This is a genomic window from Gimesia algae (assembly GCF_007746795.1).
GTDB lineage: Bacteria > Planctomycetota > Planctomycetia > Planctomycetales > Planctomycetaceae > Gimesia > Gimesia algae.
Genome location: NZ_CP036343.1, coordinates 3470386 through 3489310, shown reverse-complemented (window position 1 = coordinate 3489310; position 18925 = coordinate 3470386). Strand labels below are relative to the sequence as shown.

Annotated in this window: 17 protein-coding genes; 16 read left to right on the top strand and 1 reads right to left on the bottom strand. The window is 50.9% G+C overall.

The features are described from left to right. Positions 1–102 precede the first annotated feature (102 nt). The 6 genes from Pan161_RS12780 (at position 103) to Pan161_RS12755 (ending at position 6554) form a co-directional block, all read left to right on the top strand. Positions 103–480: a DUF997 family protein gene (locus Pan161_RS12780; protein ID WP_145227366.1), complete on the top strand. Its 378-nt coding sequence runs from the start codon at positions 103–105 to the stop codon at positions 478–480. Further along, on the top strand, positions 477–2468 hold the full coding sequence (locus Pan161_RS12775) for a sodium:solute symporter family transporter (protein WP_145227364.1): 1992 nt from the start codon (positions 477–479) through the stop codon (positions 2466–2468). The genes Pan161_RS12780 and Pan161_RS12775 overlap by 4 nt, the downstream gene beginning before the upstream one ends. Before the next feature lie 46 nt (positions 2469–2514). Beyond that, entirely contained in the window at positions 2515–3354 is an 840-nt protein-coding gene (locus Pan161_RS12770) for an amidohydrolase family protein (protein ID WP_145227362.1), read from the top strand. A 27-nt stretch (positions 3355–3381) separates the two neighbouring features. Beyond that, on the top strand, positions 3382–4497 hold the full coding sequence (locus Pan161_RS12765) for a D-TA family PLP-dependent enzyme (protein ID WP_145227359.1): 1116 nt from the start codon (positions 3382–3384) through the stop codon (positions 4495–4497). A gap of 78 nt (positions 4498–4575) precedes the next feature. Further along, on the top strand, positions 4576–5457 hold the full coding sequence (locus tag Pan161_RS12760; protein WP_145227357.1) for an RAD55 family ATPase: 882 nt from the start codon (positions 4576–4578) through the stop codon (positions 5455–5457). 233 nt (positions 5458–5690) lie between these two features. Then, entirely contained in the window at positions 5691–6554 is an 864-nt protein-coding gene (locus Pan161_RS12755; protein ID WP_197995851.1) for an HDOD domain-containing protein, read from the top strand. A gap of 268 nt (positions 6555–6822) precedes the next feature. Here Pan161_RS12755 and Pan161_RS12750 read toward each other — a convergent pair whose 3' ends face one another. Beyond that, complete coding sequence (locus tag Pan161_RS12750) at positions 6823–7485, bottom strand: hypothetical protein (RefSeq protein WP_145227353.1); 663 nt, start codon at positions 7483–7485, stop codon at positions 6823–6825. A gap of 441 nt (positions 7486–7926) precedes the next feature. Here Pan161_RS12750 and csrA point away from each other — a divergent pair, with 441 nt between their 5' ends. The 10 genes from csrA to flgL all read left to right on the top strand — a co-directional run bounded on the left by csrA (position 7927) and on the right by flgL (position 18590). Continuing rightward, a complete protein-coding gene (csrA, locus tag Pan161_RS12745) occupies positions 7927–8127 on the top strand; it encodes a carbon storage regulator CsrA (protein WP_145227351.1) in 201 nt (66 codons plus the stop codon). A gap of 398 nt (positions 8128–8525) precedes the next feature. Next, entirely contained in the window at positions 8526–9299 is a 774-nt protein-coding gene (locus Pan161_RS12740; protein WP_145227349.1) for a flagellar hook-basal body protein, read from the top strand. 69 nt (positions 9300–9368) lie between these two features. Further along, a complete protein-coding gene (gene flgG / locus Pan161_RS12735; RefSeq protein WP_145227347.1) occupies positions 9369–10169 on the top strand; it encodes a flagellar basal-body rod protein FlgG in 801 nt (266 codons plus the stop codon). Positions 10170–10241: 72 nt separating this feature from the next. Then, positions 10242–11369, top strand: coding sequence for a flagellar basal body P-ring formation chaperone FlgA (flgA, locus tag Pan161_RS12730; protein ID WP_197995850.1), 1128 nt, complete (start codon positions 10242–10244; stop codon positions 11367–11369). Further along, on the top strand, positions 11366–12286 hold the full coding sequence (locus Pan161_RS12725; RefSeq protein WP_145227343.1) for a flagellar basal body L-ring protein FlgH: 921 nt from the start codon (positions 11366–11368) through the stop codon (positions 12284–12286). Before flgA ends, Pan161_RS12725 begins: the two co-directional genes overlap by 4 nt. 38 nt (positions 12287–12324) lie before the next feature. After that, on the top strand, positions 12325–13410 hold the full coding sequence (locus tag Pan161_RS12720) for a flagellar basal body P-ring protein FlgI (RefSeq protein ID WP_145227341.1): 1086 nt from the start codon (positions 12325–12327) through the stop codon (positions 13408–13410). A gap of 51 nt (positions 13411–13461) precedes the next feature. Continuing rightward, positions 13462–13836, top strand: coding sequence for a rod-binding protein (locus Pan161_RS12715; protein ID WP_145227339.1), 375 nt, complete (start codon positions 13462–13464; stop codon positions 13834–13836). 138 nt (positions 13837–13974) lie between these two features. Further along, positions 13975–14496 (top strand): hypothetical protein, encoded by a 522-nt coding sequence (locus Pan161_RS12710; RefSeq protein WP_145227337.1) that lies wholly within the window; start codon positions 13975–13977, stop codon positions 14494–14496. 69 nt (positions 14497–14565) lie between these two features. Beyond that, positions 14566–16266, top strand: a complete 1701-nt coding sequence (gene flgK, locus Pan161_RS12705) for a flagellar hook-associated protein FlgK (RefSeq protein WP_232103720.1) — start codon at positions 14566–14568, stop codon at positions 16264–16266. Between the two features lie 62 nt (positions 16267–16328). After that, positions 16329–18590: a flagellar hook-associated protein FlgL gene (flgL, locus tag Pan161_RS12700; RefSeq protein WP_145227335.1), complete on the top strand. Its 2262-nt coding sequence runs from the start codon at positions 16329–16331 to the stop codon at positions 18588–18590. The last annotated feature ends 335 nt before the right edge of the window (positions 18591–18925 follow it).

The following is an 18925-nucleotide window of genomic DNA, read 5'->3' as shown; positions in this document are numbered from 1 at the left end:
TGCAATCGGGTAGAGGTCCTTTGTGTCTCGTCAGGATCGAGAGTACAATCGGTCGCTTAACGCTCAACATAGAGATATTCGTTTAGAAGTGAGGGCCGTGCAATGAGTACCGCACCATCGAACGACACAGAGTCAATGCAGATTGACCCTGTCTTTTTAAACTCAAAACGTGAAGCCTGGATTATTCTGGGATTATGGGTGGTCGCATTATTGTGGTCGGTCCCGTACTGTTACCTCAACGGGTTTCAATCGGGTCTTGATCCGGAAAATATTGAAACGACCATGGGTATTCCCAGCTGGGTTTTCTGGGGGATTGCTTTCCCCTGGGTAGTTGCCGACCTGTTTACTGTCTGGTTCTGCCTGTTTTATATGAAAGAAGACGACCTCGGAGTAGCTCACGAAGGTGAAGATCTCGCAGAAGAAATTGCAGAGATGCATGCAGCAGAAGATGAAGCAACTGCCGGGGGGAATGAGTCTTGAACTTTCTATCAACAACAAATCTGAGTCTGCCGACATTGTTTGCCGAGTCCAGCACGAATGCGGCACTCGTCTCCTTTTTAATCTACACGGCAGCGGTTTTCGTCATTGCCGCGTTGTCCAATCGACTGCTCAAAAGCAAAAGCTTTCTCAGTGAATACTTTCTGGGAAGTCGTGGTCTGGGGGTCTGGGCGTTTGCGTTGACGTTTGCCGCGACCAGTAGTTCCGGCGGCAGTTTTACCGGTTTTCCTTCCAAGATTTATTCGCATGGCTGGATTCTGGCACTCTGGATCGGCAGCTACATGGTGGTTCCCATCTGTACGATGGGCCTGATTGGAAAACGTCTGAACCAGGTGGCACGCCGCTCCGGCTCGATCACGGTTCCCGATGTGGTTCGCGACCGCTTTCACAGCCCGATATTAGGTCTGATGGCGGTCTCACTGATCGTGTTTTTCATGTCATTTAACCTGGTGGCCCAGTTCAAAGCGGGCAGCCTGATCCTGCAAACACTATTGGATGGCGTTACGATCTTTGAAAGTACTGCAGCCGGACTGTCCCAGGCAGTCGCCGGTATCCCCTATATTTCAGAATCGGAAAGCCCAGAATACCTGCTGTGTCTGCTGGTCTTTGGTGTTGCCGTCATTCTCTATACTACCTACGGCGGTTTTCATGCGGTTGTCTGGACCGATGTGATGCAGGGCATTGTGATGGTCATTGGTGTGATCATCATGCTGCCTTTAGCCATCTCACAGGCGGGGGGGCTGGAAAATACCACGAAACTGATGGCAAAAATGACGCCGCCCCGGATCTCGGATCCGGACAAGGGGGGGATTACATTAACGCTCGCAGAACCCGCGCCGGAAACGATGCGGATTGAAGCGGGAACCTGGATTACCGATACCCCGATCGACGATAATAAAACGCCTTTGTTATTCCGTGTCACTGTGGAGAACGAAATAGTCAAGGGGGAGACTACCGTCAATGAAGTCAAAGTGCTGCAGTTGACCACACTGGATGATATCGAGCGAATCTTAGGCCGCCGAGAGAGTGAAAAATTTCTCGATGGCGTCAGTGTTTCCAATATCGATCTCAAATCGTATGCGTACGGAGAAGAAGGCAGCCAGCAGGGCACCTATGTGGTCGGCCCCGGACCCAGTCCCGGCAGCGACAGTGGATTCCTCCCCTTGAGCCTGGCGATTTCGTTCTTCTTCATGTGGGCGATTTCCGGGACCGGTCAGCCGGCCAATATGGTACGTCTGATGGCGTTTCGCGATACAAAAACCCTGCAGCGTTCTATCTGTACGGTGGCCATTTATTACACTTTGATCTATTTCCCTTTGGTCGTGATCTTCTGCTGTGCCCGCGTATTGCTGCCGGGGATGGAAGGTGATTCTGACCGGATCATGCCGGCCATGGCCGTTTATCTGACCGAACATATCGGCATGGGCTGGCTGGCAGGTCTGCTGGTGGCGGCTCCTTTTGCCGCGGTGATGTCGACCGTCGACAGCTTCCTGCTGCTGATTTCTTCGGCCTGGGTGCGTGACGTGTATCAGCGGAATATCAATCCCGAAGCCAGTGAGAAAACCATCAAGATGTTAAGTTACCTGGCGACCTTTGTTGTCGGTACCGCTGCGATGGTGGTCGCCATCAATCCTCCCCAGTTCCTGCAGGATATTATCGTGTATGTCGGCAGTGGTCTGGCTGCCAGTTTTCTGGCGACGATTGTCTATGGTCTGTACTGGCGACGCGTCAATGCGGCCGGCGCCATGGGGGCCATGCTCGGTGGCTTTTCCGTGCATCTGGCGATGTATATCACCGGCTATTTTGTGAATGGCAGCTTTTTCAAGCCTTACCAGTTATTCGATTTTGATCCGATCATTATCGGCTTGTTTGTCTCGTTTGTCTCCGGATTTATTGTTACAAAAATGACGGCACCCCCACCGGAAGAACTCGTGCACAAATTCTTTTACATCAATAAGGCCGATTCCTGATTCTGGCTGTTTTTCCCGCTAACCTTTTCTATCAGAGGCTTATGCAATGGAATATATCGACGCACACTCGCATGTCTGGACTCCGGATGTCAAAAAATATCCCCTGGCACCGGGGTATCAGGTTTCTGATATGGTACCGCCCAGCTTTACGGCTGAAGAACTGCAGGCACAAATGATGCCGGTCGGCGTGAATCGGGTGGTGCTGATTCAGATGTCCTTTTATGGCTTTGACAACAGCTATATGCTGGACAGCATGGCGAAATATCCGGGTATGTTTTCAGGTGTCGCGGTGATCGATCAGAACGGAAAGAACCCGACTCCTGAAATGCTGGCTCTGAAAAAGAAAGGCGTGCGGGGCTTTCGCATTCGTCCTCTGTCGAAAAAAGTCGATGAATGGCTGGACGGGGAATGCATGGAAGAGATGTGGAAGACCGGCGCCAAAGAAGGCATGGCCATGTGCTGCCTGATGGATGCCGTCGGCCTGCCTGCCTTGGATAAGATGTGCCAGAAACATCGCGATACGACGGTCGTTATTGACCACCTGGCCCGCATTGGTGTTTCCGGGGAAATCGATCCGAAAGAAGTTGACATGCTCTGCAAGATGGCCAAGCATCCCAACGTGTATGTCAAAGTCTCCGCCTTCTATGCACTGGGCAAAAAAAAGATGCCTTACCACGATCTGCTGCCACTGATCCAGAAAGTGTATCAGGCCTTTGGAGCGAATCGTCTGATGTGGGCCACCGACTGTCCTTACCAGGTGCAAGGCGATCATTCGTATCAGGCATCCATTGGTTTAGTCAAGAATGGTCTGCCCTTTCTGTCTGCGATGGACAAAGAATGGATTCTGGAAAAGACGGCGGAAAAGGTCTTTTTTCAGGGTATTTAAAATTTCAAACTGCGATCAGGTCTGCTCATGGATGCATGCTATCAGATAGACGATACAAGTCAGATCATTTCACCGGGAATGATTATCTTCAAGGATCTGCTTGAGGACAACTTACGAAAAATGATTGAGCTGGTCGGAGATCCTTCCCGACTGCGCCCGCATTGTAAAACTCATAAGATGCGTGAGATCATCCAACTGGAACTTTCACTGGGAATCCTGAAGCATAAGGCGGCGACATTTGCGGAAGCCGAAATGCTGGCAGATACGGGTGTCAAAGATATCTGTCTGGCTTATAACCTGGTCGGCCCCAACATCGCCCGCGCGGTGGAGTTTCGTAAACGCTGGCCCGATGTGTCGCTGCAGGTGACCGCCGATCATCCCGCCCCGGTTGACTTACTGGGCGAAGCGATGTCCGCCGCAGGACTCGAAATCGAAGTCCTGCTCGATCTGAATACCGGCCAGAATCGAACCGGTATTGCACCTGGGGAGAATGCAGTCGAACTGTACCAGATGATCGCGAATACGCCCGGTTTAATCGCGGCGGGTCTGCACGCCTATGATGGGCAGAATCATCAGGTTGATTTTCATGAACGGGAAATCGCGGTTAAAGAAGTCTGGAACAACGTAAGTCGTCTGCGGGATCAACTGGTCACCGAAGGACTCCCGGTCCCGCGGATTGTGGCAGGTGCGACCGGTTCGTTCCCCATCTTTGCCAGCATTGACGATCCGGATATCGAAGTCTGCCCGGGAACCTGTGTGCTGCATGATGTCGGGTATGGGGAAATGTTTCCCGACCTGAATTTTACTCCGGCAGCGATGGTGTTAACGCGTGTCATCAGCCGCCCCGGTCCGGAACGCATTACCTTTGATCTGGGTTATAAAGCCATTGCTTCTGACCCTGCGATGGAAAATCGCTGCCGGTTCCCCGATCTACCCGATGCGAAACCGGTACTGCAGAATGAAGAACATCTGGTCGTCATCAGTGAACGGGCTGCCGAATTTCAGCCCGGTGATGAACTACTGGCGATTCCCCGGCACGTCTGCCCGACGTCAGCTCTGCATAAATCAGTGACGGTCGTCAGTGTCGGAAAAGTGGTTGACCACTGGAATGTGGCTGCCCGTGACCGCTATATTACCGTCTGATCCTGGTCAACTCAGCGGCTGGCGCTAACCGAAAAGCACAAAGGCGCGGAGGTTCTTTCCGCGAAACGAAGATTCATCATGGCTGACTTGCGACAAAAAACGGGAATTCCTGAACTCGACGAACTGCTCTCGGGCGGGTTGCTGCCAGGCAAACTGACCGTGGTGCTGGGCGCAACCGGGATCGGCAAAACACAGCTTGGTCTGCAGTTCGCAGAGGCTGGCTTGCAGCAGGAAGGGCAGACCGGGGTGCTGTTTGATATGGCCACCCGCGGAGATTCCCAAAGTCACAGTGATTACGCCGAGCGACTTTTCCAATGGAAGCTGCGTGAACAACTGGTTGATGCGCCTTTTGACCTGGACCGGATCTGGGATGCTGAGACGCGAACCGACTACCAGCATCTGTTTCGCCAGAGTGGTCGTCGGGTGACGCGCCGTGATATGGAACTGGATGAATGGAAAGAGTGGAAACTGGAATTCGTCAAGAAACTGGACGCCGCGATTGCCTTTTTTTATTCCAACTTCGTGCATGGCGTCCGACGGACGGTGATCGATGGTATCGAACCGACGGACCGCCCCAGTGATTCGTTCCAGTTTCATGCGTTTGAATACGTCTACCACCAGATCCTCCGTAAAGAATATGACTGGGTCGCCCGTGATCTGTTCCGGGCACAGTTCCGCAGTCATCAGGCCGAGGTAGAACAGCATCGTTATGATTTTCAGCAGATCGGATGTCTGCTGCTGCTGACGACGCATGAAGTGATGCTGGATGATCTCATACAACGTCCAATCGAGAGCGGGGATGTCCTTTCCAATGCGAATACCATCATTCTGATGGGTAAAATCAAGGAAGGAAACCGGATGAGCCGGGCACTGCATGTTGCCAAACATCGTGGCAGTGCCGTCGATGAATCACTGGTTCCCTATGAAATCCAGGAATCAGGACTCAAACTGTTGGCGTAAGGTCAGGCAGTCATATTCTGAGGAGGGAAATCTGTTCTCAGAATCGAGGGTCAATCGGTACTACAACAGTCCCGACCGTCATTTCTGGAACACTTGCTTCCAAGTATCAGAAAACTGGTTATCGGATCACAATTATTGACCGTGTCTGCGTTCTCCAAAGATAGATTTCGGGAGAAGACAACCCCTAAACGGGCTAAAAGGCAACGCAGTAAACTACAAAAAGAAGGATGGTCATGTTAGTTGATAATTGTGCAGACCCCATTGATCTGGCAGATCGATTTGTTCAACGTTTAGATCGCTTACACTCGGCCCCGAAAGTTGCACAACAGATTCTGCAACTGACCCGAGATCCGGAAAGCCGCATTGATGATATTGTTCGATGTATCGAGCATGATCCCGGGCTGGCAGCGAAAATTCTGCAGGTCGTGAATTCATCCAAGTACGGCGTCTCCCGACAGATCATCAGTATCAGACACGCGGTCTCCTATCTGGGTAAGGATGCGATTCGCATGCTGACGATCAGCTTTTCCATGGTGGAATCGCTGACCAAACGCAGCAAGGGGCGAATTTTTGCCGATTACTGGCAGAGAGCCCTGACGATTGCTTCCATTTCATCCCATCTGGCAAATCACCATAAGTGCCTGAAAAATGATGAAGCTTACACCGCGGGTCTTCTGGCGGATGTCGGAATTCTGGTGTTTTCACAGGTGGAACGTGAGCAATACAGTCTGATCTATGAAAGTTACCCCCATGGTGAGCAGCTTCTGAAGGGAGAACAGCAGTACTTTGGATTCGATCATGCACTGCTCGGAGCCCGTCTGTTGGATCACTGGGCACTGCCTCCGGAAATGGTGACCGCGATTGAACAGCATCATGGGGACGGACAGCATGGTTGTCCGCTGGGAATGGCGATACGTACGGGGAGCCTGCTGGCAGGTTCTGTGTGGAATCGCAGTTCCGAAGAGTATCTGGAAGCAGAAGAGATTATGCAGACTTACTTCGACCTGGATGAAGAGCAGATTGAAAACATGATTGAATCGTGTAAACAGGATATAACCGAGAGCGCCACATTTTTTGGTGTGAATCTGGAGGGCTGACCTGTCAAAGAAACAGGCTGTTATCAAATGCGATTTCAAAGGAACCTGTATTCAGTTTTGCAGTAACTAAAGGGCATCACATTTAACCATAGCGTCTCACAATCTATGGTACTCGGTCCAAATGGCTTTGGAGACGCTACAGTAAAGCTGGACACAGTCTAGAGCACATCACATTTAAGCATAGCGTCTCACAATCTATGATACTCGGTCCAAATGGCTTTGGAGACGCTACAGTAAAGCTGGACACAGCCCTGAAATGGAATTCAATCTAACGCTTTCCCTTTGATTTCGCGTTTTCTTTTTCATAAGCCTGTTTGAGAACATTCGTTAAATCAGTCTGAGTATATATATAGGGAGTTGGCTGGTTGAATCCCTTGCCCGTTTTTGCTTTGGACAGGTACTTACCCAGATTCTTACCCCCTTTGGTAGTCGTCATATATTCGATCATCGTGTATCCGCCGGGGGAATTGATGAATTCCCGAATACGTCGCTTCCCATAAGGCATGACCAGGATATGGTCGAGGCGATCATAGCCACCCGGCATCTGGGCAATGCGACGCATGAAAATGACCCCTTTGGGGGTGCTGAGTTGAGCGACCAGAAAATCAGAATCCGCATGTAGCCGTTTGAGGATGTCTTTCTCCGCTTTCACCGACCAGCCTGCCTGCTGCAGTTGCCGAAACAGTGGCTTGATCTGACCGCGAGTCAGCATATCTCCCGATTTGTAGCCTTTACGATCAGAAAAATACTCCTCAATGATCTGCATGACTTCATCCAGAGGGGGGATTTTTTTCTTTTCAGCCGTCTCAGGTACGATTTCCGGTAGGGTATCGGCGGCAGGAGCCTTGACTTCCTGAGCATTTCCTCTGCTCACGGGAATCAGGCAAGCCACAATTGTGACAACAGGAAACAGCTTTCGAATGGCAGACATGGTTTTCAATCTTCCTTCCTGGTTGTTGAGCGCCCAGAAAAATGAACCTGGCGGATCTTTGACTCATTTAATTTATCGACCAGACTTACGTGATTGCGTCAAACTCAAAACAAATGCATTCTGGACAGATCACTACATCAACTTTACCACACTGTTGCAAAGTGCCACACTTTTTTGCGACAAAAGTGTGTAATTCTGCCAGCTCGAAACAATAAAGTTAAAATGGTGAAATTGCACTGATTGAGAAGAATTACGCAAAGCTACTGCAAACTTGAGGGATTATGGTAAAAATTTTAATTATTCTGATTTTATTTCAAACCGGAATCGAGTTTGCTACGTATAATATGCAAGTACAAAGGATGTGACTTGACGCTATCGTGAGTTTGTAGGGCCTGTTTGGATTAATCAAAGGAATGTATCCCATAAGAAAGGAGTCCACTGATGTTAGTGCTCACAAGACGCAAGGATGAAGAGATCATTATTAACGACAATATCTCCATTAAAGTCCTCTCTGTTAAGGGGAACCGAGTTCGACTGGGTGTTGAGGCACCTGATGATGTGTCAGTGAATCGATCTGAGATTCGAAAGCTGGTACAGCAATTTGAAGTCGAATGTGTTCCCGTACAAGGTTGTGGTCTGTAAACAACCAGGCTGGTCAATGAGATGTCAGGCAGGTTGATCTGTTAGCATTCGCCTATGTCGAAAACATGAAGTAAGGTCATGCTGCTACCCCACCACTAAACAGAAATTATTTCTGTTTCACGTTTCCTGTATCGATTCCAGACATAAAACCATTCTATTGCTGAGTTTATGACTGTATCAGGTCTCAGGATCCGGTTTCCGTCCGGGGTCCATTGCAGGCTATCACTGGTGGCTGCTGGAAGGCTGGATAAAATGGAATGTATTTTCCGATTACATTAAAGATGCCTGTTGTAGGGATCCGATAGATATACGGGGGGAAGTGTCTATCGAAATTCTTTGATCTCGCTGTGATATGGTTCTAATACCGTAAAAGCAGCGGGTTCAAGTCAGGTATCCCAATGATTTACGGCATGTACCTCTCAGCGCAAGGCGCCGAAGCAAATTCGGTGCGGCTTGATGTGCTTTCGAACAATATGGCCAATGCGAACACAACATCATTTAAACGTGATGTTCCCATCTTTCGCATTAATCCCCCCCATGATCAGCAGGAGGGGGCTCTCAATCCATTGCCCGGTGATCTGGAAAATCACTCTGGTGGCATTTCTCTGGAAACCATCACCACCGACTTTGAACCCGGTTCGCTCATCACTACAGACAGTGAGTTCGATCTGGCGTTAAAAGGGCAGGGCTTCTTTCAGGTTGGCAGCGCACAGGAATCATTTCTGACGCGCAATGGATCACTCTCACTGGATGGAGATCGCCGCCTGGTCACAGCCGATCATGGCATGCCCATCCTGACAACTGATGGAAGAGAAATCAAAGTTCCCCTTGAAGCGACCCATGTGGCCATTACACCCGATGGTGTGGTCACTCCCTTTGATACGGATGATCAACCAATGGGGAAACTGGGCCAGCTGGCTGTGGTGATGCCAGGCTCGCTGGATGAGCTCGTCAAAATCGGGAAGAGCATGTACACAACAGAAGGACGTGTGAATCCGCTGGAAGGGCCAGCGAATATCGCACAGGGCTTTATTGAAGCATCCGGCACTAATTCTGTGGAAGAGATGATGGAACTGGTGACCTCTTCCCGGATGTTTGAATCCAACATTAATATGATCAAGTTACAGGATGAATCACTCGGGCGTTTACTGCAAAGTGTGCCACGACGTTAAGCAAACAATTTTTTAGATGGTAACCTGCTTTCATTCTTAAAACAGGTTAGGGGAGTAAGGAGACTACCAATGGCAGTAAGAGCCCTGTATTCCAGCGCTTCGGGAATGGCTGCGAACAGCTTTAATCTCGATATCATTGCCAACAACCTGGCGAACTCCAGTACCACTGCGTACAAGCAGAGCCGGGCCAATTTTGAAGACATTTTCTACGAAAATTTCAAGCTGCCTGGCGTGCAGGACAATCAGGGAAATATCACTCCCACAGGAATTGCCCTTGGTATTGGTACCCGGGTCCAGAGTACCGAAGGTGATTTTGAACAGGGTTCGATTTTACCTTCCAATGGAACTTATGATCTGGCGATCGTCGGCGATGGATTTTTCCGCGTCAATGATGGGACCCAGGATCTCTATACCCGGGCCGGTAACTTCTCATTGAATGCGAATGGAAACCTGGTGATGGCATCCGCTGATAAAGGTTACCAGCTCCAGCCGACGATTTCGATTCCCCAGGATGCGATCAATGTTACCATCTCCGGTGATGGCGTTGTCAGTTATCAGCAGCAGGGATCGACCCAGATTCAGACCGCCGGCAATCTTCAGATCGCCCGTTTCATCAATAATCAGGGGCTGCTACGTCAGGGAGATAACCTGTTTTTGGAAACCACCGGTTCCGGTCCTTCCCAGTTTGGTGATCCGGGAACAGAAGGCCGCGGTCAGCTGCGACAGGGATTTCTGGAACAGTCCAATGTGGAACCGGTTCGGGAACTGGTCGAGCTGATTAAAACGCAGCGTAACTTTGAACTCAACAGCCAGGTCGTGCAGGCCGCCGACCAGACCCTGCAGACCGTTGCCAACCTGCGTCGTTTCTAATTCATCTATGAAATAACCTGTTTTACTACACAAAGTCGATCTGACATGCTTCGTTTCTGGATTAAATCGTTCTTGAGTTTCTCAATGCTGGTCTGCTGTAATCTCTACAGTACAGATAGTCTGCATGCGGAAATTCTGCGTCTGAAAGCGACCGCAGAGGTGAATACGTCCGTCGTGCGCCTGGGCGATATCGCCGATGTGCTGCATGCCGATCCGGAACAGGTCACACGCATGCAGGCCATGGTCCTGCAGCCGGCTCCTCCGCAGGGGCGGACTCAGGTCATTACCATTTCACAGATCCGGGGACGATTACAGGCGCTGGGTGTGGATTTAAGCCAACTGGAACTGACGGGCCGCAGTCAGGTTCGCGTCAGTACACAGAAAGTAGAGCAGGAATCAGCGCGACCACAGGCGGTGACCACGCAGCAGGATCAGGAACAGGCAGAACAGAAAATTCAGCAGGCAATGACTGACTGGATCAGAAGCAGTTACCCTGACTCGAAACAGTTTTCTCTCACAGTCCGTCTGCCACGCGATAATGTGCGGCAGGTACTCGATAACCGTGCAGACATGTTTCGCTTTGCCGGACTGGATCAGCTACTGGAAACAGAGCAGGCTGTCGGTATGAAGCTGCTGGATGCACAAGGTCAGGTTCACGAAATGCGCATTATCTGCCAACTCAAACGGATCCCTGAGATCCTGGCAGCCAAATACACATTAAACAAAGGCACCGTCGTTCGCGCTGATGATCTGGTCTGGATGCGACCGGAGAAAAGTCAGACCGGGATTACTGATCCCCGCCTGGTGATCGGCAGAGAATTGACGCGGACCGTGTATCAGTCCCATGTGATGCGAAGTCAGGATTTAATAGAAGTGCCTCTGATCCGCGACGGTGCGATTGTGACTGTTTATGCCCGACGTGGCGGTATTTCAGTTCGTCGTGAAATGCGGGCCCAGGGCACAGGAGGAATGGGTGATCCGATCACGCTGATCGCGCTGGAAGGCCGGGACCGGCTGATGGCAACCGTGACCGGCTATAACCAGGCCGAAGTGAATTACCGACCGACGAATGAAGTTCAGCCACAGAACGGGATTCAATTTATTTCCGGTTCCTCTGAAGCGGCTGTCGGCAATGTTCCGTCCGGGAACATTCAAAATGCGGGCGGGTATGCGATTCGAAGAGGGGGAATTCGAAAATGAAAAAAATAACACGAAACAGTGAGCGAATCTGTCAGCGCACGAAGCTGCTGGCAGTGTTACGGGAGGCGATTTCCCTGGGAAGTATCGTATTGTTTTGTTCGTCTGTTGTGCAGGCGCAGGAACCCACAGTGCAGGGAACCGCGCAGGCCAATTCGAGCACTGCAATACGATCCTCCCAGGGTACTTCCGCAGAAGAAACAACCACGCAGGCACAGGAGCCTGCGGAAAAAAGAGAGCGACGCGTTCCCCGTCTGGCGTCAGCGCAAATCAACGAATTCGGCTTTCAGACCGAAGCGCTGCAGATGACATCGTCTCTGGCAAACACATTTGGTCAGGGAGACCTTTATTCAGATTCTCCCAAGCCACCACTGATCAGAGATTATTCACTGATCTATGTGCCGGCACCGGAACCGATCGTGGTGAAGGTCCATGACATCATTACGATTATGGTGGATGAAAAGTCCAGCGTGACCGTTGATTCCCGATTTAACCGGAATCGAACCGAAACACTGAAAGCCGAACTGAAAGAGTTCATGCGGATCGATTCTGCAGGGAATCTGGCACCGGCGGCTTTGAACAGCCCTAAAATTGATACCCAGTTGCAGGGGCGTCTGCAGAGTACCGGTCAGTTAGCGGACCGTGAAGGCATCCAGTATCGGATCGCTGCCATCGTGGTAGATATCCGACCGAATGGAAACCTGATTCTGGAAGCCCGAAAAAGTATCCGCACGAATCATGATGTCTGGGAGTATCGCCTGACGGGTGAAATTCGCAGTAAAGATGTTAACCGTGATAACACGGCGTTAAGTGAAAATATTGCCAATCTGGATATTGTCAAACACCAGAGAGGTAAAGTGTATCAGAGTACCAAACGACCATGGGGGGTGGTGTTGTACGACTGGTTCTTTCCTTTTTAATTCCATTTCTATTTGCTGAACTGCGACGGGAAATTACTATGCCAGCCCGATTGTTCAAACCTGTTTTAAGCCTGATGATACTCCTCGTCTGTCTCCCGTGTTCGGTTTCTGAACTGCAGGCGCGGACACGCGTGGAAAATATCTGCAGCGTATATGGTATGAAAGAAATCAAACTGACGGGCATGGGGCTGGTCGTCGGTCTGGATGGCACGGGTGATGGCGGCAAAAACCTGCCGACCATTCGCAGCCTGGCAGCAGCTCTTAAACATTTGAATAACCCGGTGGTCGATCTGGCAGATCTGTCCGCAGCCAACAATGTGGCGCTGGTCATGATTGAAGCAACCATTCCAGCCAGCGGGATCCGCAAAGGGCAGAAGCTGGATTGCTATGTCAGTTCCATGCTGGGTGCCAAAAGTCTGCGAGGCGGACGCCTGCTCGTCGCGCCAGTGGCCACTCCGGAAATCGGAAACGGGATCGGCGCCGGTCTCTGCTCAGGTGGAATTATCCTGGAAGACGATCTTTCGCAGGCGACAGGAAAAATTATTAACGGCCTGGTCATGGAACGGGACTTCGATCTCCCGTTCATCGACCGCCGAACACGTTCCATTACACTGCTGGTCGACCGGCATCATGCTGGTTTTCATACTGCCAGTGAAGTGGCACGCGTGATTAACTCGGAATTCAGTTTCGAAGCCGGCAATCGGCAGTTGGCGATTGCACAGGGACCCGGCCGGGTGTTTATCCGTATTCCCAAACAGTATATGGAATCGCCGGTCGAATTTGTGGCTGCCGTGATGGAAGTGGGCATTGATCGCCCGCATCAGCAGGCACGGGTGGTCGTCAATCCAAAATCACAAACGGTGGTTGTCACGGGCGAAGTGGAAATCAGCCCGGTGGTGATTTCACATAAGAATTTAACTGTAGGTGTCGGAAATCCTGCAGAGGGGGGACTACCGGGAGGCTTTGTGCCTATCACGGGTGAGCAGGGACAACAGAGCACGCAACGACTGCAGCAGCTGGTGGAGGCTTTGAACCAGCTGCGTGTACCGACGGAAGATGTCATCAGCATCATCCGGGAGTTGCACCGCTCTGGAAAGCTGCACGCTGAGTATGATGAGCATTGATCTAAGTTGACGCCGGTTCCATTTCAAAATCACTTTCAGGGATTAACAGTGATGACCTCTCTCTCCGCCATTCAACCTTCGATGAACCAGACCTCGCTGCTCTCCAATGTGAGCGGCGCTCCTGCGGAATTAAATCAACCTGGCCAGGACGCATCGGAACTGAAAGAAAAGTTCCAGGAGTTCGTCGCAGGGACATTTTACCAGCAGATGTTTAAAGCGATGCGGTCTGCACAAGGCAAGCCCGCCTATTTTCATGGTGGTCAGGCGGAAGAAATGTTTCAGTCGCAACTCGACCAGCAGATCTCAACAGACATGGCGAAAAATGAAGGCGGCAGCTTCTCTGATGCGCTGTTTTCCTCGTTTTCACGACAGCTGAATGCCAGTTCGCTGGATTCGATTGATGCCGCTGCAGGCATAACGCCTTAAAAGTCATCATGTTAAGTCGGCAGAAAAGATTCTGGTTAAAACAGACGCGAGACCTGGATCGATTATGCCGATTATAACGATAGGCGATTTTCTCCGCTCACAGGGCGGACTATGTAAAACGGGAGAAAGGGGGCTCCTATGCATGAAGCACAAAGTGCGTCTGCACAGACGCAGCATCGGCAGTTACTCAGCCAGTTGTCAGGGATCCTGCGTGATCTGGAACCGGTGCAAAACCAGTTGCTGGAACTGTATCAGAAGAAATCTCAGGCGCTCAGGCAGATCGATGTCAAACTCATTGATGAATGCGGCGCCGTTGAAGCGGAACTCACACGTGATCTGCAGTTTGTTTTGCTCAGACGACAGCAGTTACTGCAGGCCGCCGCACAGCAGGGGCTGCCAGCCGACTCACTGCATGCACTGTTGCTGAAACTGGACGTTCCTGAAGCGGAGCCTCTCTTTCAGAAAATTGAAGCAGCACAGCAGCGTTCCAAAAAGCTGCGACATGAGACCTGGGTCCAGTGGATTGTGTCCACACGCTCTTATCAACATTACTCACAGGTACTGGAACTGATTGCACACGCCGGCCAGAAAGTACCTACCTATTCACGTGGTCAAAATGAAAGTAGTACAGGGGGGGTGATTTTTGACGCATCGGCTTAATGTTTGACTGTAAGACATACGAGTCGTCTGTTGTGTTGAAAACACGTCATTTACTACGGAAAAACCGTCATGGGACTTAACGCTACCCTATCAATGGCCAAGCAGTCACTGGAAATTTTCGGGACCGGGATCCAGGTCGCCGGCCAGAATATTTCCAATGCGGGTACTCCCGGTTATATCCGTGAAGAACTGGTACTTAATCCGTCAGCCCCCTATCGACAAGGCGCGCTGATTACCGGCACCGGTGTGGAAATCTCAGGGATCCAGCAGCAGATCGATCTGTTCCTCGAGACGCGAATCCATTCTGCGAATACCGACTTTGCTTCCATTGATGAACGCAATACGATCTTCAAGCAACTGGAAAACGAGTTGCGGGAATTATCTGGCGGGGATCTCTCTACGGGGCTGAATGATTTTCTGTCAACCATTAATAATGTCGTCAATCAACCCAATTCCATTCCAGATCGGGAATTCGTCATCAACGAGGCAGAAAAATTTGCTGCCGATATCAGTTCGCTCCGTCTAAGACTCAACGGTTTGCGCGAAGTTCAGTCAGTGAATGTGGAAAATCTGGTAACAGAAGCCAATGAACTGATTGATAAAATCGTCAATCTGAATCCCAAGATATCCAAGCTGGAAGCATCGGGATTACTGCAAAGCGATGCCGGGGCACTGCGTACACAGCGTTATGAAGCATTGAATCGGCTGTCGGAACTGATACCGATCCGCTATAACGAACGCACGGACGGTGCCATTGATGTCTTTACCGGTTCCGATTACCTCATTCTGGCGGGTACCTCGCAGAAACTGCAGTTAGATACAGATACAGACCGCGGCGTCGTTGTACACGAAGTGCTGCTTACCCAGACGCAGAGTAATATTTCTCGAACGGGAGGCGAACTCAAAGGAATCATTGAAGGACGCGATGACATCCTGGGAGGCTTCGTTGATCAACTCGATACGTATGCATCGAATCTGATTTTTGAATTCAACAAGATCCATGCTTCGGGTGAGGGAACTGCGGGCTTCGAACAGCTGACTTCTGCTTCGCGGGCACTGGATTCAACGGCAACGCTGAATTCGGAACTTTCCGGTTTACCCTTCCAGGCGAATCATGGCAGTTTTCAGATGAAAGTCACGAATAAGTCGACCGGGGTAACCAATACCGTCACCATTAACGTGGACCTGGATGGCATCGGCGCTGATACGACTCTCGACAGCCTGTCCTCCTCCATCAATAGCGTTGCTAATCTTAATTCCAGTGTTTCTACTGACGGGCGACTGTCGATCAGCGCCGATTCCGATTACGAATTCAAATTCTCGAATGATACCAGTGGGGCTCTGGCCGCAGTCGGTATCAATACCTTATTTACCGGCGGTGATTCCAGCGATATAGCCGTCAACTCCGTTGTCAGTCAGAATCAGCAGTTTCTAGCGACCGGTCAGGGGGGAGGTCCATCGGATGGCAGCAATGCCATCTTGCTGGCGGCGTTCTCTGAAAATCCTGTCGAGTCACTGGGAGGCATCAGCATTGACAACTATTACGAGAAAATCGTCGCCAATCTGGCACAGTCTTCCGCCTCAGAAGAAGCACTCGCAGAAGGGGCCCAGACGTTTCGGGATTCGCTACTCAATCAGCGGGAGCAGTTTTCCGGCGTGAGTATTGATGAAGAAACCATCAACGTGCTGACGTACCAGAGAGCATTTCAGTCGGCAGCCCGACTGGTCAGTACGATTGACGAATTATTTACGATTTTACTTAACATCTGAAGGCCTTATTTCTTGAACTCAACTGGTCTGTTTCTATTTCCTGTTTTTCGGTGTGATGTGTCATGACGATTGGTCCCATATTACCAGGTCGCCTGCCTTCAAGTATGTTGTCAGAGCGGTTGAAAGTCTCCCTGAATGACAATGCGCTGGAACTGGCGAAACTTCAACAGCAGGTCTCTACCGGACAGCAGTTTTCACTGGCCAGTGAATCTCCCGGAGCCGCACTCAGGACTATTATCCTGCAGTCGACTTTCGAACGGCAGCAGCAGTATCAGTCCAATATCAACACGAGCCTGAGCATGCTGGCGATGAGTGAGAATTCGTTGACCAGTGTCGGTGATGCGCTGAATTCTGCGAAAGCCATTTCGCTATCAGGCGTGGGATCGACTTCTTCCGACGCCGAACGTGTGGCGCTGGCTGATCAGATTGCCTCCCTGCGAACGCAGGTGATCAACGCCGGTAATACTTCCTTTCGCGGGCAGTATCTTTTTTCCGGAAGTCAGACCAATGTCGCTCCTTTTGAAGAAGGCGCAAACGGTCTGGTGGTCTACCATGGAGATGATCACCAGATCCAGTCTTACATCAATACCCAGACGTTGCTTCCCAATAACTTTGACGGCATCTCAGCCTTTGCTGCCAGCTCTCCGGAATTTGGGGGCGACATCAACCCCGCGTTAGCACTGCAGACCCGGGTTTCTGACTTGAACGGCGGACGTGGCGTGAAACTCGGGTCGATCTCGGTAACTCTGGATAACGGGACTCCACAAACCCAGACCGTGAATCTCTCCGGTGTAGAAACGATCCAGGATCTGAAAACGGTTCTGGAAAATGCCTTTGCCGGTGGGCCGCTCACTCTGACTGTGGATATCGACCCTGCCAGTGAAAATGGTTTGAGGCTCACTCCCTCCGCCGGTACTATCGCTGTCTCCAATGTAACCGGTTCCACACTGGCGACAGATCTGGGAATTGCCAGTTCCGCCGTGGCTCAGGTGAACGGGGGAGACATTGATCCCGGTATCACACTGCAGACCACAGTGGCTTCGCTCAATGGGGGTACCGGAATCGGCACAACGGCGGGCACAGGGCTGGTCATTAATAATGGAGGGCAGACCTTTACCGTTGATCTCTCTACCGCCACCACGATTGAAGATGTCTTTAATCTGATACGAACTGCCGATCCTGATCTCAATCTTGGCTTGAATGATGCCAAAAACGGGCTGCAGATCTCCAGTCGGATCAGTGGAGCGGATTTCTCGATCGGTGAAAACAATGGTGGCACGAATGCCGCCGGTCTGGGAATTGCTACGTTCTCTGCCAGTACGCCGCTTTCGGAATTGAATTACGGGCGGGGCGTCGATGTGGATTCCGGTAAACAGTTACAGATCATCCGCCGCGACGGTACCACGATCAATCTGGACATGAGTGGCACGAAAACCGTCCAGGACGTAATCGATCGGATCAATGATTTTGAAGACTTTGATGGAACGACCCCGCTGGCAGATCTGAATCTGGGGCAGGGGGTTCCCGTCGGAGCAACCACGTTGGATATTACCCGCCGCGATGGCTCGGTGGTCAATGTGAGTCTGGCCGGCGATGCGACCGTGCAGGATGTGCTCGATTCGATCAATGCCGTCGATCCGGGCAACCTGGTGGCGAGCATCGATCCGGATACCAATGCCTTCCAGATTACAGATAATTCCGGCGCTGGGCCTTTGAGTATCGCCAGCAATGTCGTCTCAGATGCACTGGGGCTCGCAGTCACAGAGGGGGGAACAGATAACAGCGTGCCGCTCCAGGGAAATTTCGTTCCCATTCAACTGCAGGTGACGCTGAATACAACCGGAAACGGGCTGACCATCTACGATGCTTCAGGTACGGGGCCCCTGGAAATTCCCGCGAACGAGATTGCCTATTCTCTGGGAATTGACGGGATTGAGTCCGGCTCTGACCCCCTCGTGGGCTTAGTGGGAGATGAACCGAATCCGAAAGAATCAACGGGTGTCCTCAGCCTGCTCTCACGTCTGGAGAATGCGTTGAGAAACGGTGATGATCAGGAAATCGGACGAATTGGCGGTTTACTGGATACGGAAATTGCCCGCGTGAACCGGGTTCGAGGAGACATCGGCAGTCGCATGAGTGTCCTGGAAGAATCCAATAACCGGCTGAAAGATCAGGAAGTGAAAATTCAGGAAGCAATTTCCTACGAATTTGATACTGATCTGACCCAGGTCATTGTGGAAATCACGCAGAGGCAGAGTGCATTTCAGGCAAATCTGCAGGTGACTTCTTCAGCCCTGCAACTGACACTACTCTCCTATCTGTAAAATAGTGTCTGTTTCGAAGGCCGTTGCTCTGGTCAGCAGGGCATTGAGGATTCCGGGACCCTGCTGGCAGATGCTCAGTCTGCAGAAAAGTCACTTTTCTCTGCTTTTTTGTGTTCCAGCACCGATTTTCCGCCCTGCCAAAGTTGAAGATGCAGATCAAAAAGGTTACTGTTATCCGCTCCCTTGCGGTTAGTATGCGCTCCCATTACCGGCGTTTTTCAGACTGTGAGGCGGAATTCCCTCTATGAACAGAGATGCATGTTTGAAATGCATATTGACATAAGTATTGAATATTATATCGTTTACGTTTGAGGAATAGCCGGTGTCTACTACAA